Source organism: Allobosea sp. 2RAB26, from assembly GCF_052115465.1.
In the GTDB taxonomy this organism is placed as follows: Bacteria; Pseudomonadota; Alphaproteobacteria; order Rhizobiales; family Beijerinckiaceae; genus Allobosea.
In genome coordinates, this window is sequence record NZ_JBFRGS010000011.1 from 92,474 (window position 1) to 107,840 (window position 15,367).

Below are 15,367 nucleotides of genomic sequence, written 5' to 3' on the forward strand. Positions count from 1 at the left end.
CTCGGCGCACTGATGCGCCGCCGCAACGGTGTTGTCAAAATATGACATATGAAAGGCAGGAAACCGCTGCCCCGCCTTACAAAGGCTCAGCGTGGCGAGCGGACCACCTGCATGTCGAGTTCCCGAATCTTCTTGCGCAGGGTGTTGCGATTGAGCCCGAGCAGCTCGGCTGCGCGGATCTGGTTGCCGCGGGTTGCGGCAAGCGCAGCGGCGATCAATGGCGGTTCGACCTCGCGCAAGATACGGTGATAGAGGCCGGGTGGCGGGATATTGTCGCCGAACCCTCCGAAATACTGACCGAGATGACGCTCGACCGAACCGGACAAGGTCTCCGCCCGCTCCGGCCCCGAGCTATGGGCGAAGCTCGAGGTTGCGGAGGCCGGCTGCAGTTCGGCCTCTACGATCGGTGCGGTGATCGTCTCCTGTGGATAGAGGGCAGCGAGGCGCCGGACGAGATTTTCCAGTTCGCGGACATTGCCCGGCCAGCGATAGCGCCGCATCACGTCCATCGCTTCCGAATCGATCTGCTTGCGCGGCAACCCTTCCTTCTCGACCAGCGAGAAGAAGTGCCGAACGAGATCCGGAATGTCTTCGACCCGCTCGCGCAGCGGCGGCAGCCTGATCGGCACGACGTTGAGCCGGAAGAACAGATCCTCGCGGAACAGTCCCTGCGCGATCGAGATACGCAAATCCTTGTTGGTCGCCGCCACGATCCGGACATTCGTCCTGATCGGCGTGCGTCCACCGACCGTCGTGTATTCGCCCTGCTGCAGCACTCGCAGGAGCCGCGTCTGGGCCTCCATCGGCATGTCACCGATTTCGTCGAGGAAGAGCGTGCCGCCCTCGGCTTGCTCGAAGCGGCCGGAAGAGCGGGTGAGTGCGCCGGTGAAGGCGCCCTTCTCATGGCCGAACAGTTCGGATTCGATCAGGTCCTTCGGAATGGCGGCCATGTTGATGGCGACGAAGGGACCGTTGCGGCGCTTGCCGTAATCGTGGAGCGCGCGGGCAACCAACTCCTTGCCTGTGCCGGACTCGCCGTTGATCATCACGGTGAGATCGATCGGCATCAGCCTCGCGAGCGCCCGGTAGACGTCCTGCATGGCGGGCGAACGGCCGATCAGCGGAATGTCATCGGGTTCGGCCGCGGCATTGGCACGTCCGCCATCGCCGCGCGGCCGCGAGAGGGCTCTCCCGACGATCGCGACGAGTTCCTTCAGATCGAAGGGCTTCGGCAGATATTCATAAGCGCCGCGCTCGGACGCCTTGATCGCGGTCATGAAGGTGTTCTGCGCGCTCATCACGATGATCGGCAGGTCGGGTCTCACCCGCTTGATGCGCGGCAGCAGATCGAAGGCGTTCCCGTCGGGCATCACCACGTCGGTGATGATGAGATCGCCCAGCCCTTGCGCTGCCCAGGTCCAGAGTGTCGCCGCCTGTCCTGTCGTCCGGACCTCGTACCCGGCCCGCGCGAGGGCCTGGTTGAGCACCGTGCGGATCGCGGCGTCGTCGTCGGCGATAAGAATGTTACCGGTGGGCATTCAATTATCCTGTGAACCTCAAGCGCTCCGTGTGGGACGCGCTTCATGCAGGGGCAGAAGAATCCGGAATGTCGTGCGCCGCGGCACAGACTCGCATTCGACGATTCCGCCGTGGTCGCCGATCACCTTCGCTACGAGTGCAAGTCCAAGGCCACTGCCCTGAGCCTTGGTGGTGACGAAGGGATCGAACAGATGCGGCAGCAGGTCGTGAGGCACGCCGGGGCCGTTGTCGCGGATGCCGATCTCCAGCGGTAGTGCGATCCGGCTTGCCGAGCCGGCATGCTGCATGCGGATGCCGGGGCGATAGGCCGTGGTCAGTGTGATCTCGCCATCAATCGCATGTTCACCAATGGCTTCCGCCGCATTCTTCATCAGGTTCAGCAGAACCTGGACCAGCTGATCTCGGTTGCCGGCGACCGGCGGCAGTGAAGGGTCGTAAACCTCGTTGAAGCGGATGTGCCTGGCAAAGCCCGATTGGGCCAGCCGTTTCACATGGTCCAGCACGTCATGGACATTGACCGGCCCGCGCTCACTCGGGCGTTCATCGCCAAACAGCTCGACACGCTCGACAAGCTTCACGATCCGGTCGGCCTCGTCGCAGATCAGCTGGGTCAGCATCCGATCGCTGTCAGGCACCGAGGCTTCAAGAAGCTGCGCCGCACCACGAATGCCGGAGAGCGGGTTCTTGATCTCGTGTGCGAGCATCGCGCCGAGCGCGGTGATGGAGCGGGCTGCTCCTCGATGCGTCAGCTGTCTGTCCATTTTTTCGGCAATTGTTCGTTCTTGCAGCATCAGCACGACGGCTTCGCTCTGATTGGGCAAGGGCGAGGCAAAAACATCGACGATGCGCTCGATGCCGATCCGGGGCGAGCCCAGATCCAGCCGGTACTCGGTGACGCTGGCGCCGCGCCGCTGCACATCCTCCACCAGGGACAGCACGGGGGAGCCAAAGGCGATCACATCGTCGAGACGCTGGCGCTTGAGCACGACCACGCTCGACTGGAAGAAGTCTTCAGCCGCCGTGTTGGCGTAAAGAATGCCGTGCCCTTCGCCGATGACGAGCACCGGCATGGGCAGGACATTCAGCGCCTGCATTTCCACCATATCGAGCAAGGTCAGATCCCGCTCATCGCCAACCTCGTCGGCAAACGCCATCGCCATACGCAATCGTCCTCGCTCAGGCTGCCTCGCGGCTGCATTCAGTGGAAAACAAGGCAGCCAGCGCGCGCAGGGCCTGATGAGGATCATCCGTGGTCAAGAGCGCGCGACGTTGTTCGGGGTCGGGGGCGCAGCCGGTTGCGACCGCCTCATCGGCATAGGCGGCCAGATGCTTACGGGCATGACGCACGCCCTGCTCGCGGCCGAGCAGGGCCAGCAGGCCCTCGTAGTGTTCCTGCGCGACCGCATGCTTCTGTGCTGCGCTCAACTCCGTCACCTGGCGTCCGGCGAGTGCGTCGCCCACCGCGCCGACAAGCCAGGGCCGCCCCAGAGCCGCGCGTCCGACCATGACGAAATTCGCGCCCGAGCGCTCAAGGCATGCCTCGGCATCGGCGACGCCATGAATGTCGCCATTGGCAACGAGCGGGAAATCACCGGTTTCGCGCACGGCCTGAATCGCGCGCCAGTCGGCGACACCCTTGTAGAATTGCTGCCGCGTGCGGCCATGGACCGTGATCATCGCGGCGCCGGCGGATATGGCGCGGTGCGCCAGCTCGGGCGCGTTGCGGGACGCGTCATCCCAGCCGAGCCGCATTTTCACCGTCACCGGAATGTTCACGGAACTGACCGCCGCCTCGACAAGCGAAAGCGCATGGTCGAGATCGCGCATCAGCGCCGAACCGGCCCAGCCGCCCGTCACGCGCTTGGCGGGGCAGCCCATATTGATGTCGACGATCTGCGCCCCGGTTGCTTCGGCCAGCCGGGCAGCCTCTCCGAGCCAGTGCGGATCGCAGCCGGCAAGCTGGACGACATGCGGGAAGACCCCTGCCCCCTCGGCGCGCAACCGGGCCTCTTCGCTGCCGCGCACGAATTCGTCGGATGCGACCATTTCTGAGACGACGAGCCCCGCACCGAATCGCGCAGCGATGCGACGCATCACGACGTCGGTGACGCCCGACATCGGCGCCAGAAAGGCTCGGGAGGCGATCGCAACCCCGGCAATGCCGGAGAGTTCGTCGCCCGATTTTGAGGCAATATCCATTGTGGCTATTTATTGGACATTGCTGCATCAGCGCAAGGGATTTCGAACCAATGCTGCAATGCAATATCGACGCAGCCCGGAACGGATGGTCGCAGCGCTTCGCGCCGCACTTGGCGATTGCATAACCGGCGACTATCAACCGGGCTCTAGCTGGAGCCTTGCCGTGTCGTCCGAAACAGTGACAAGTCTTCCGTCGGTGGCGGCCCTCGTCGTTGCGGCGGGGCGCGGCCTGCGTGCCGGCGGAGACTTGCCAAAGCAATATCGCCTTCTCGCCGGCCTGCCAGTCCTGCGGCGAACCCTGCTTCCATTGCTGGCTGAGCGGGCAATATCCCATGTCGTGGTCGTCATCGGGACCGGTGATGAGGCCTGCTATGCCGATGCTGTCGCAGGCTTCTCGTCCGGCAAGCTGCTCGGCCCGGTCACGGGGGGCGCGATCCGGCAGGACTCGGTGCGACTTGGCCTGCGGGCATTGGCAGCATCAGGATTCGAGGGAACCGTGCTGGTCCATGATGCAGCCAGACCGTTCGCGTCCCGAAACTTGATCGAGCGCGCAATCGAAGCCGCGCAGAGCGGTTCGGCTTCTATCCCTGCCCTGCCGGTCACCGACACGATCAAGCGTGTGGACGGCAAGGGACAGATCATCGAGACACCGCCGCGCGACCAGCTCGTCAGCGTGCAGACGCCCCAGGCCTTTGCCTTCCGCTCGTTGCTGGCAGCCCATGAGGCGGCAGCTGCCGCAGCTGTCACCGGTCTCACCGACGATGCCGCCCTGATCGAATGGGCGGGCCATGCGGTCACGACCTTCCCTGGAGAGGCCATGAACGTGAAGCTGACGCATCCCGAGGATTTTGTGCTGGCGGAAGAGAGGCTCCGCAGGCAGCTGACCACCCGGGTCGGTACCGGCTATGATGTCCACGCCTTCACCGATGGCGATCATGTCTGGCTCGGTGGTGTCCGCATTCCGCACTCGCGCGGTGTGCGAGCCCATTCCGACGGCGACGTTGCGTTGCACGCCTTGACCGATGCCATTCTCGGGGCGCTGGCGGATGGCGATATCGGCACGCATTTCCCGCCGAGCGATCCGCAATGGCGCGGGGCCTCATCCGACCGCTTTCTCGCATTTGCCGCCGAGCGCGTCAGCGGGCGCGGCGGCGTGATCGACCATCTCGATCTCAGCATCGTTTGCGAGGCACCGAAGGTCGGCCCCTATCGCGAGCAGATTCGGGCGCGGATCGCCGAAGTCACGGGTGTGCGGCTTGACCAGGTTGGGCTCAAGGCGACGACATCGGAACGCATGGGCTTTACCGGTCGCGGCGAAGGGCTGGCGGCCTTGGCAACAGCCACGCTGCGCCTGCCCAACGACGAGTAGGGGCAACCACCATGTTCGATTCCGAGATCACCGCACTGGCCATCGACGTTCTGACGATCTGCCGTGATCGTGGACTGAGCGTCGCGACGGTCGAGTCCTGCACAGGTGGGCTCGTCTCGGGCGCACTGACCGCAATCCCGGGCTCGTCGGACGTCGTCAATGGCGGGCTGGTGACCTATTCGAACGCCGCCAAGACTGCATTGGCAGGCGTGAGTGCGACGCTGATCGACAGCTACGGTGCGGTCAGCGAGCCGGTTGCCCGCGCCATGGCGGAGGGCGGCCGCGCGGTGCTCAAGGCCGATCTCTCCGTCGCGGTCACCGGCGTTGCCGGGCCGGGCGGAGGCAGCGCCGCCAAACCCGTCGGGCTCGTCCATTTCGGCTGCGCGTCAACCGCGTTGACCACGCATCGGGAAAAGCGCTTCGGCGATCAGGGGAGAGACGAAATCCGCCGCCTCTCGGTCATCGAGGCGCTCGAGATGCTCAAGCAGGCGGCGCTGAGCCATCGGTGACCGTGGTCCGGGCACGGCCATAGACCAGGTCGGCCCGCCTCTCGAAAGCCTCGGCGAACTTGCGAAAGGCCTTGTCGAACATCGTACCCATCAGCAGGCCGAGCATGCGGCTGGCGAACTCATAGGAGATGAAGAAGGCGATCTCGCAGCCTCCGTCCATCGCCTTGAAGCTCCAGCGGTTCTCGAGATGTCGGAACGGGCCGTCGACATACTCGACAAGGATCTTCAGGTTGGCAGGATCAAGCGTGACGCGACTGGTGAAGGTCTCGCGGATCGCCTTGTAGCCGACCGTCATGTCGGCCATCAGCACCTCGCCGCCGCCTTCGCGCGGCGTCCGGCGTCGTACCACCAAGCCTTCGCAAAGCGGCAGGAACTGGGGGTATTTCTCGACATCCGCCACGAGCGCGAACATCCGCTCCGGCGAGTGCTTCACCCGGCGGGTGCTGTTGAACATCGGCATGAGATGCTACGCGCTCAACCGCCGAGCTTGGCTGCGCGGGCGTCCCTCAACCGCGCGAAATCCTCACCCGCGTGATGCGAGGACCGCGTCAGCGGCGTCGAGGACACCATCAGGAAGCCCTTCACATAGGCGATCGCCTCGAAACCCTTGAATTCGTCGGGCGTGACGAAGCGGATCACCGCGTGATGTTTGCGCGAGGGCGCGAGGTATTGGCCGATGGTCATGAAATCGACGTCGGCCGAGCGCAGGTCGTCCATCAGCTGAAGGATCTCGTTCCGCTCCTCGCCGAGACCGACCATGATGCCGGACTTGGTGAAGATGGTGGGGTCGAGTTCCTTCACACGCTGCAGCAGGCGCAGCGAATGGAAGTAGCGCGCGCCGGGGCGCACCTTCAGGTACTTGCCGGGCACCGTTTCGAGATTGTGGTTGAACACGTCCGGCTTGGCCGCGACCACCACTTCGAGCGCGCCGGGCTTGCGCAGGAAATCCGGCGTCAGGATTTCGATCGTCGTGCCGGGCGAAGCCTCGCGGATCGCGCGGATCACGCGGGCGAAATGCTCCGCACCACCGTCATCGAGATCATCGCGGTCGACCGAGGTGATGACGACATGCTCGAGGCCGAGCTTGGCCACGGCTTCGGCGACCTTGCGCGGCTCCTCCTGGTCGAGCGGCTGGGGCACGCCTGTCTTGACGTTGCAGAAGGCGCAGGCCCGCGTGCAGGTGTCACCCATGATCATGAAGGTGGCGTGCTTCTTTTCCCAGCACTCGCCGATATTCGGGCAGCCCGCTTCTTCGCAGACCGTGACGAGCTTGTTCTCCTTCACGATCTTCTGCGTTTCTGCCCATTTCGGTGAGCCGGGCGCCTTCACCCTGATCCAGTCCGGCTTGCGAAGGACGGGATTCTCCGGGCGCTTCTGCTTCTCGGGATGGCGCAACTCGGCCGCAGGTTTGGCATCCGCCTTGGGATTGCCGACATTGGGCCGCGGGTCGCGGTTCAGAAGATCGAGAACGAGAGCCATGTCGTTTCCAGTCACCCGGCGCCTGCAAGAGGCGCCAATTTGCTCTAGCTAATCTGCATCAGGCCCGGCGGCAACCTGACCGGAGGTCGCGTCAGGCTGCAGGTTTCCGCAACGCGTTCCAGATCACGATCACCACGCAGGCGCCCGCGATGGCCGCGACCAGGGTGCGAGGGAAGCCGTGGATCGGGATGTCGAGCAGCTCGGCCAGGCGGCTGCCGACGAAGGAGCCTGCCACGCCCACCAGCATGTTGGTGAAGAGGCCGTGATCGGACGACGTGATGCGCTCCGCGATCCAGCCGGCGAGCAGGCCGATCAGCAGTGTCGCGAAGAAGCCGTAGCCGGGCGTGCCGAGTGCGGCGTAGATGGGGCTATCCATGATCCGTCGTCCCTTTCGTCAGCCTGCAGGATGAATCCGTCGGACAGGCCGGGGACGGCCTGCACCGGTCGTCATGCGATGAACCTGGCCAGCAGCACCACGAGGATCGCGCCGAGCACCGCCATTGCCGCCTCGTCGAGAAAGGCGTGTCCGGTCCGCACCCGCCAGCCGGTGATCCGCACCAGCCCCTGCCCGACCAGCATGCCGAGCACTCCGACAACGGCGTGACGGATCAGCCCGCCACCGCCCACCACGAGGCTGGCGACGAAGCCCGTCACGGTCCCGAGCAGGATCGTCGGCGCGAGCGCCCGCCAATCCAATGGCAGGCCGCGACCAGGAGGCAGGACCTCGACCTTGTCATCGGGGATGACGCGGTCGTGACCACGGGATTTGCGCGTGCGCGGGCGTGTCGTCATCGCTGGGATATGCCCTCGCACAGCGCGAGTTTCCAGACCGGGAAATGTCAGGCGATCAGACGCGCCAGCAGCACCACGACGATGGCGCCGATCGTCGCCGTGATGATCTGCGAGACCAGCGGGTTGCCGATGCCGAGATTCACGCCAATCGCCGAGAGCAGAAAGCTGCCGACGAAGGCGCCGATCAGGCCGGTGATGATGTAGCGGACAAGCCCACCACCACCGACGACGATACTGGCGAGCCAGCCGGCGACGAGACCGATGATGATGGCGACGATAATCGAACGCAGATCCATGGTGGTCTCCAGCTCTCGTGTGTCAGTCTGCCATCACGGAACTTGGCGCGGAGGGCGCCCGGTTCAGCATCTCTACGCGTTCAGCACCTTCCCATAGGCGTCGAGCACGCTTTCCTTCATCGTCTCCGACAGCGTCGGGTGCGGGAAGATGGTGTGCATCAGCTCTTCCTCGGTCGTCTCGAGGTTCATGGCGACGACGAAGCCCTGGATCAGCTCGGTCACTTCCGCCCCGACCATATGCGCGCCGAGCAGCTTGCCGGTCTTGGCATCGAAGATCGTCTTGACCAGGCCGCTATCCTCGCCGAGCGCGACCGCCTTGCCGTTGGCAACGAAGTTGAACCGGCCGACCTTGAGCTCGTGCCCTGCCGCCTTGGCCTTGGCCTCGGTCAGGCCGACGCTGGCGATCTGCGGGTGGCAATAGGTGCAGCCCGGGATCATGTTCTTGTCCATCGGGTGCGGATGAAGGCCCTTGATCGCCTCGACGCAGATCACTGCCTCGTGCTCGGCCTTATGCGCCAGCATCGGCGGCCCCGCGACGTCGCCGATCGCGTAGATGCCCTTCACATTGGTCCGGCAGAACTCGTCGATGGCGATGAAGCCGCGATCGGTCTTCACCCCGAGCGTTTCCAGACCGAGATTCTCGACATTGGCAACGACGCCGACGGCGGAGATCATGCGATCGGCTTGAATCGTCTGCTTGGCGCCCTTGTCGTCCTCGATATGGGCCGTGATCGAATCCGCCGATTTCTCGACCTTGGTCACCTTGGCGCTGGTGATGATCTTCATGCCCTGCTTCTCGAAGGCCTTGCGGGCGAAGGCGCCGATCTCGGCATCCTCGACCGGCACGACATGCGGCAGCACCTCGACCACCGTCACCTCGACGCCCATGGTGCGGTAGAATGAGGCGAACTCGATACCGATCGCGCCCGAGCCCATCACCAGCAGCGATTTCGGCATCTTCTGCGGGACCATCGCCTCGAAATAGGTCCAGATCAGCTTGCCATCCGGCTCGAGACCGGGAAGAGCACGCGGGCGTGCGCCCGTCGCGACAATGATGTGGTCGGCGGTGTAGCTGCCCTCGCCCTTGGCATTCTTCGGCGGTGGAACCTGCGGCTGCATCGCAGGCTTCGCCGTCTTGCCGACCACGATCGTGCCGGGCTTGGTCAGCTTGGCCTCGCCCCAGATGACGTCGACCTTGTTCTTCTTCATCAGGAACTGGACGCCATTGTTCATGCGGGCGGCGATGCCGCGCGAGCGTTGAACGATGGCGGCAAGATCGGCCTTGAAGGAGCCCTCGAGCGTCAGCCCATAGTCCTTGGCATGCTGGCCGTAATGCAGAATCTCGGCCGAGCGCAGCAAGGCCTTGGTCGGGATGCAGCCCCAGTTCGAGCAGATGCCGGCAAGGTGTTCGCGCTCGACGATCGCCGTCTTGAAGCCAAGCTGCGCCGAGCGGATCGCTGCGATGTAACCGCCGGGGCCGGAGCCGATGATGATGACGTCGTAGTCGGACATGTCCCTAACCCTTGTTCTAAATCGAAACCCGTCGCGCCGCGCGGTGCAGACGCCAAGCTCGATCGGCTATCATTGCTGTTTCGCTGCCCCCAGCTTCTGCAAGGCAGCGATGGATTGTGGCTCCCGCCCAAGCAGGAATGGGGCCTTGGTGCGCGCGGCGAGGCCAAAGACGTCGCCCTTGCGGGTCTCCCTCAATGCTTCACGCTGTTTCGCGTAGCTGCCGCATTCAAACCCGCTACCGCGATGCCCCGTCACGGGATTGTAGGAATTCGCAGCATAGCGGAAGCAGACATAGTTGAGGTTGATCTGGCCGCGGTAACGCCCTTCCTGAGGATCGTCGATCTCAGCCGAGGCGTTTTCCCAAAGCACGTTGAAGGTCCCGCGCAGGATCACATCGTTTCCGGGATACCAAAGAAAGGTCGTGCCGTTTGGTGCGATATACTCGACCTGAGTGCCGTGCTGAGGGCTATGGCTAACGATCGTTCTGTCGGCGAAGAACGACGCGATCACCTCCGGGGCGGCATAGGCTCGGGGGAACGCTGCCGTTCCCGAGGCTGCCTTGGGTTGCGTGTTGCGCGAGGTGTAGTCCGCTTGGGTCAGCACGGGCCGCGCCGCGAACAGTGCCCTCGGCCTGCGATATTCGCGCGCGACCGCTGGTCCGAACTCAACCACAGGCGGATGGCTCGCGTTGACCTCTTTCGCTGGCGAGGTCGCTGCCGAATGAGGGGTCTGACAGGCAGTAAGCAACAGGGGAAGAACTGAGGCGATCAGCGAATACCTTCCCAACCGCCTGTCTCTGTGGCTTGCGCCCATTTGTCCCCTCAACCGATCGTCGTGCAGGCCAATCCGACTCTTGCGACGTCTAAACGCCCATCACACCAGCATCGCCATCGGCTTCTCCACATAGCCTTTGAAGGCCTGCAGCAGTTCCGCCCCGAGCGCGCCATCGACCGCGCGGTGGTCGGTCGAGAGCGTCACCGACATGATGGTCGCAATCGCCAGCGCACCGTTCTTGACCACGGCGCGCTGCTCACCGGCGCCGACCGCAAGGATCGTCGCATGCGGCGGGTTGATCACCGCGGCGAAATCCTTGACGCCGAACATGCCGAGATTGGAGACCGCCGACGTGCCGCCCTGGTATTCCTCGGGCTTGAGCTTGCGGGTCTTGGCACGCGCCGCCATGTCCTTCATCTCGTTCGAGATCTGGCTCAGCGGCTTGTGGCAGGCGTCGCGGATGATCGGCGTAATCAGGCCGCCCGGGATCGATACCGCGACGCCGACATCGGCATGCTTGTGCTTGAGCATGGCACCGTCGGTCCAGCTGACATTGGCATCCGGCACGGCGCGCAGCGCCAGGGCGAGAGCCTTGATCACCATGTCGTTGACCGAAAGCTTGTAAGCCGGCTTGCCGTCCTTCTCGGGTGCCGCAGCATTGAGTTCTGCGCGCAGCTTCAGCAGCGCGTCGAGCTCACAATCGACCGTCACGTAGAAATGCGGGATCGTCTGCTTCGCTTCGGTCAGGCGGCGCGCGATGGTCTTGCGCATGCCGTCATGCGGAATCTCCTCATAGGAGCCTGGCTCGAACAGCTTCTTGACCGCCTCGTCGGAGGGGCCGGCCGCGAGCGGGGCAGCCGCCGGCTTGGGCGTGGCTGCCGCAGGAGCGGCTGCCGGCGCGGCCTTGGCGGCGCCGCCGGCCTTCGCCGTCTCGATATCGCGCTCGACGATCCGTCCGTGCGGGCCCGAGCCCTGGACCTTTGCAAGATCGAGCCCGGCATCCCTGGCGAGGCGACGCGCCAGCGGAGAGGCGAAGGGGCGGCTGCCGTCGGCAGCATGCGCAGCGGGCTGCCCAGCCACAACCGGGGCAGCTGCGGGAGCTGCCGCTGCTGCCTTGGCCTCGACCTTCGGCGCAGTCTCGCTCTTGGCGGGCGCGGTGCTGGGGGCCGATACGCTCTTGGCGTCCTCGCCCTCGCCGGCGATCACGCCGATGATTTCGTTGACCGCGACATCGGCCGTGCCTTCCGGCACCACGATCTTGGCCAGGATGCCCTCGTCGACGGCTTCGACCTCCATCGTCGCCTTGTCGGTCTCGATCTCGGCAAGGATGTCGCCGGACTTGATGGCGTCTCCTTCCTTCTTGAGCCACTTGGCGAGATTGCCCTTCTCCATGGTCGGCGAGAGAGCGGGCATCAGGATGTTTACGGGCATGGCTGGAGGCTCGCTTTTTCCAATTGGATGAGCAGCAGGCGGCGTGTCAGGCCCATGCCGAAGCTGAGGGACACGAAAACGAAGGCGATATAGTCGAGATGTTCCAGGGCGGTGCCGGCCAGCGTCCTCCCGAACATCAGCTCGGGAGCGAAGGTCTGGACTGCCTCCGGGATCAGCGTCAGCACGCCGCCCGCCGCCAGCAGGTAGGCGCAGAGATCGAGGCGGTGCAGGCGCAGGCGGGCGCCCGCTAGATGCGGCGGAGCCAGCGGGCGCGGCCGAAGCCGCTCCCGAGGTTTGAAATACGCGACCGCTCCAGAGGCCCCGGCAGCTGCGAGGCCGACCGCTGCGATCATGGCAGGGACGGTCAGCGCCACGGCATCAGGCCCTGTAGCAGACGGCCTTCGCCGCCGCGATGACCTCGCCGACATTCGGCAGGGCGAGCTTCTCGAGATTATGCGCATACGGCATCGGCACGTCCTTGCCGGTGACGCGGGCGACCGGCGCGTCGAGATAATCGAAGGCCGCTTCCATGATGCGCATGCCGATTTCGGCGGTGACGCCGGACTGCGGGAAGCCTTCCTCGACTGCGACGCAGCGGTTGGTCTTCTGCACGGAGGCAATGACCGTCTCGATATCCATCGGCCGGATGGTGCGCAGGTCGATGACTTCGGCCTCGATGCCTTCCTTGGCCAGGGCTTCGGCGGCGCCGAGCGCATAGGTCATGCCGATGCCGAAGGAGACGATGGTGACATCCGTGCCCGGACGCACGACCTTGGCCTTGCCGATCGGGATCAGGAAGTCGTCGCCCTTCGGAACCTCGAAGGTACGCCCGTAGAGAATCTCGTTCTCAAGGAAGATGATCGGGTTCGGATCGCGGATCGCGCTCTTCAGCAAGCCCTTCGCGTCCGAGGCGCTGTAAGGCATCACCACCTTGAGGCCGGGCACATTCGAGTACCAGGCGGCGTAGTCATGGCTGTGCTGGGCGGCGACGCGGGCGGCAGCACCGTTGGGTCCGCGGAAGACGATCGGGCAGCCCATCTGGCCGCCGGACATGTAGAGCGTCTTGGCCGCCGAGTTGATGATCTGGTCGATCGCCTGCATGGCGAAATTGAAGGTCATGAACTCGACGATCGGCCTCAGGCCGGTCAGCGCCGCACCAACGCCGATACCGGCGAAGCCGTGCTCGGTGATCGGGGTGTCGATGACGCGCTTGGGGCCGAATTCCTGGAGCAGGCCCTGCGTGACCTTGTAGGCGCCCTGATACTCGGCGACCTCTTCGCCCATGACGAAGACATCGCCATCCCGACGCATCTCCTCAGCCATGGCATCGCGCAGCGCCTCGCGGACCGTCATGGTGACGACCTCCGCACCCGCGGGGAACTCGCTCGACGCGTCATAGGACTTCGCCTGAGCAGGTACGCTCGGCGTGGCGGCGGCCGCAGGCGCTTCGGCCGAGGCCTTCTCCGCCTTGGCCTCGGGCTCGGCCGGCTTCTCGGCAACCGCCGCCGGCTTGGCGCCGCCTGAGGCTGCCGCCTTCACATCCTCACCATCGGCTGCGATCACGCCGATCGGCGTATTGACCGCGACGTTCTCGGTGCCGTCGGCAACCAGGATCTTGGCAAGGATGCCTTCGTCGACCGCTTCGACTTCCATGGTCGCCTTGTCGGTTTCGATCTCGGCCAGGATGTCGCCTGCCTTGATGGCATCCCCCTCGGCCTTGAGCCATTTGGCGAGCTTGCCCTCCTCCATGGTGGGCGAAAGCGCGGGCATAAGGATATCAATCGGCATGAACACACCCGGAATTTGAAAGGACGCGGGATCAGGAGATGCCGGCAAGGCCGGCAGAGACTTAGGCGCGGTCCGGGCCTCAGGCCCGGGCGTGCTCCAGCGTAATATCGGTGAAGAGCTCCGAGACATCGGGCTCCGGATCATGCGTTGCGAATTCGGCCGCGTCGTTGACGATCTCGCGGATCTTGGCGTCGATCGCCTTGAGCTCGTCTTCGGCGATCTTGAAATCGCGGGTGAGGCGCCCCCTCACCTGCTCGATCGGATCATGCTCCTCGCGCATCCGCTGGACTTCGTCCTTGGAGCGGTACTTTGCCGGATCAGACATCGAGTGACCGCGATAGCGATAGGTCTGCATCTCGAGAATGTAGGGACCCTTGCCCGAGCGGGCATGCGCGATGGCACGCTCGCCGGCAGCGCGCACGGCGCGGACATCCATGCCGTCGACCTGCTCGCCGGGAATGGAGAAGGACAGGCCGCGCTTGGAGAAATCGGTCTGCGCCGAAGCGCGGTTGACTGAAGTGCCCATGGCGTAGCGGTTGTTCTCGATCACGAACACGACCGGCAGCTTCCAGAGCTGGGCCATGTTGAAGCTTTCATAGACCTGGCCCTGATTGGCCGCGCCGTCGCCGAAATAGGTCATCGAGACCCGGCCGTCCTCCCGGTACCAGTTGGCGAAACCGAGGCCTGCACCGAGCGATACCTGCGCGCCGACGATGCCGTGCCCGCCGTAGAAGTTCTTCTCGCGGGAGAACATGTGCATCGAGCCGCCCTTGCCCTTGGAGTAGCCTCCGCGGCGCCCGGTCAGCTCGGCCATCACGCCGCGTGATTCCATTCCGGTCGCAAGCATGTGACCGTGATCGCGATAGCCGGTGATGACCTGATCGCCGTCCTTCGAGGCCATCTGCATGCCGATGACGACGGCTTCCTGGCCGATATAGAGGTGGCAGAAGCCACCGATCAGGCCCATGCCGTACATCTGCCCGGCCTTCTCCTCGAAGCGGCGGATCAGCAGCATCTCGTAATAGGCGTGAAGGTCTTCTTCCCTTGTGAAGGCGGGCATGTTGCTCAACGCTTTGGCCGCCCCCTTCTCCGCAGTTGTCTTGGCTGAACTGGCCTTTGCCGCGCCCTTGGTCGCGGTTTTGGCTTGAGCGGGAGCTTTCGTCTTGCGCGCGGCAACGGCCATCGGCGATCCTCCAAGATCATTCGACCTTGGTTGTAGAGGATCACATACCCCTTGGCGAGGGAGGTATCTCGCAATGCAGCATGAGTTATGTCGCTGATATTTCTAAGATTTCATGTATTAACTGGAATTCAGTTAATCGATGTAACCGGAACTATTCTGCGGCTTTTCCCGCTCCTCAGCGCCCCATGATGATGACATCGTTCCGATGGATCCGGCCGAGCGACGCGCGCGCACGCTCTTCCAGCAGATCGCGATCGACGGCTTCGTCGCGCATCAGGGCGAGGCGTTGCTCCCAGCTCTTGCGCTCGGTGGTGAGCTCCTTGAGCTCATCCTCCATGACCCGCAGCGATTCCTGCAGGCCGCCGCGGGCCTCGAGCCCGCGCGAGCCATGCTGGGCATGGAACATGAAGTAGCCGACCGCTCCACTCGATACGAGATAGAGCGCGAGCGTGATGAAAAAGGATCTGAGACCACGGCGGACGACCATGCCGGCAGG

Annotated in this window: 17 protein-coding genes; 2 read left to right on the plus strand and 15 right to left on the minus strand. The window is 64.4% G+C overall.

The genetic code is table 11. The features are described 5' to 3' along the window. Positions 1–86: 86 nt before the first annotated feature. From ntrC to dusB, 3 genes are all read right to left on the minus strand, one after another. Positions 87–1,538 carry a nitrogen regulation protein NR(I) gene (gene ntrC, locus AB4118_RS21350; protein WP_441491630.1) on the minus strand — a complete coding sequence of 484 codons (1,452 nt, stop codon included), beginning with the start codon at positions 1,536–1,538 and terminating at the stop codon, positions 87–89. 18 nt (positions 1,539–1,556) lie between these two features. After that, positions 1,557–2,642, minus strand: a complete 1,086-nt coding sequence (locus AB4118_RS21355; RefSeq protein WP_069882745.1) for a two-component system sensor histidine kinase NtrB — start codon at positions 2,640–2,642, stop codon at positions 1,557–1,559. A 73-nt stretch (positions 2,643–2,715) separates the two neighbouring features. Beyond that, positions 2,716–3,738 carry a tRNA dihydrouridine synthase DusB gene (gene dusB / locus AB4118_RS21360; RefSeq protein ID WP_441491631.1) on the minus strand — a complete coding sequence of 341 codons (1,023 nt, stop codon included), beginning with the start codon at positions 3,736–3,738 and terminating at the stop codon, positions 2,716–2,718. Positions 3,739–3,901: 163 nt separating this feature from the next. Between dusB and AB4118_RS21365 the strand changes: the two genes are divergently transcribed. Beyond that, the gene (locus AB4118_RS21365; RefSeq protein ID WP_441491632.1) at positions 3,902–5,107 is read left to right on the plus strand and encodes a bifunctional 2-C-methyl-D-erythritol 4-phosphate cytidylyltransferase/2-C-methyl-D-erythritol 2,4-cyclodiphosphate synthase; all 1,206 of its coding nucleotides are present in this window, start codon (positions 3,902–3,904) and stop codon (positions 5,105–5,107) included. 11 nt (positions 5,108–5,118) lie between these two features. After that, entirely contained in the window at positions 5,119–5,616 is a 498-nt protein-coding gene (locus tag AB4118_RS21370; protein ID WP_441491633.1) for a CinA family protein, read from the plus strand. Here the strand turns inward: AB4118_RS21370 and AB4118_RS21375 are convergent. From AB4118_RS21375 to AB4118_RS21430, 12 genes are all read right to left on the minus strand, one after another. Continuing rightward, the gene (locus AB4118_RS21375; protein WP_441491634.1) at positions 5,588–6,076 is read right to left on the minus strand and encodes a type II toxin-antitoxin system RatA family toxin; all 489 of its coding nucleotides are present in this window, start codon (positions 6,074–6,076) and stop codon (positions 5,588–5,590) included. The genes AB4118_RS21370 and AB4118_RS21375 overlap by 29 nt on opposite strands. Positions 6,077–6,090: 14 nt before the next feature. Further along, entirely contained in the window at positions 6,091–7,095 is a 1,005-nt protein-coding gene (gene lipA, locus AB4118_RS21380) for a lipoyl synthase (protein WP_441491635.1), read from the minus strand. A gap of 91 nt (positions 7,096–7,186) precedes the next feature. Beyond that, complete coding sequence (locus AB4118_RS21385; protein ID WP_069880860.1) at positions 7,187–7,471, minus strand: GlsB/YeaQ/YmgE family stress response membrane protein; 285 nt, start codon at positions 7,469–7,471, stop codon at positions 7,187–7,189. 71 nt (positions 7,472–7,542) lie between these two features. After that, positions 7,543–7,887, minus strand: coding sequence for a GlsB/YeaQ/YmgE family stress response membrane protein (locus tag AB4118_RS21390; RefSeq protein ID WP_441491636.1), 345 nt, complete (start codon positions 7,885–7,887; stop codon positions 7,543–7,545). 47 nt (positions 7,888–7,934) lie between these two features. Continuing rightward, positions 7,935–8,183, minus strand: a complete 249-nt coding sequence (locus AB4118_RS21395) for a GlsB/YeaQ/YmgE family stress response membrane protein (protein ID WP_441491637.1) — start codon at positions 8,181–8,183, stop codon at positions 7,935–7,937. Positions 8,184–8,255: 72 nt separating this feature from the next. Next, entirely contained in the window at positions 8,256–9,695 is a 1,440-nt protein-coding gene (lpdA, locus tag AB4118_RS21400) for a dihydrolipoyl dehydrogenase (protein ID WP_441491638.1), read from the minus strand. 69 nt (positions 9,696–9,764) lie between these two features. After that, complete coding sequence (locus AB4118_RS21405; protein ID WP_441491639.1) at positions 9,765–10,508, minus strand: YqhG/Tai3 family protein; 744 nt, start codon at positions 10,506–10,508, stop codon at positions 9,765–9,767. A gap of 60 nt (positions 10,509–10,568) precedes the next feature. Next, positions 10,569–11,900 carry a pyruvate dehydrogenase complex dihydrolipoamide acetyltransferase gene (locus tag AB4118_RS21410; protein WP_441491640.1) on the minus strand — a complete coding sequence of 444 codons (1,332 nt, stop codon included), beginning with the start codon at positions 11,898–11,900 and terminating at the stop codon, positions 10,569–10,571. Beyond that, positions 11,891–12,274, minus strand: coding sequence for a hypothetical protein (locus AB4118_RS21415; protein WP_113512609.1), 384 nt, complete (start codon positions 12,272–12,274; stop codon positions 11,891–11,893). The genes AB4118_RS21410 and AB4118_RS21415 overlap by 10 nt, the downstream gene beginning before the upstream one ends. Before the next feature lie 4 nt (positions 12,275–12,278). Next, complete coding sequence (locus AB4118_RS21420) at positions 12,279–13,688, minus strand: pyruvate dehydrogenase complex E1 component subunit beta (protein WP_441491641.1); 1,410 nt, start codon at positions 13,686–13,688, stop codon at positions 12,279–12,281. A gap of 79 nt (positions 13,689–13,767) precedes the next feature. After that, a complete protein-coding gene (gene pdhA / locus AB4118_RS21425) occupies positions 13,768–14,748 on the minus strand; it encodes a pyruvate dehydrogenase (acetyl-transferring) E1 component subunit alpha (protein ID WP_244523678.1) in 981 nt (326 codons plus the stop codon). 298 nt (positions 14,749–15,046) lie between these two features. After that, positions 15,047–15,358: an FtsB family cell division protein gene (locus AB4118_RS21430; protein WP_113512615.1), complete on the minus strand. Its 312-nt coding sequence runs from the start codon at positions 15,356–15,358 to the stop codon at positions 15,047–15,049. Positions 15,359–15,367: the final 9 nt, after the last annotated feature.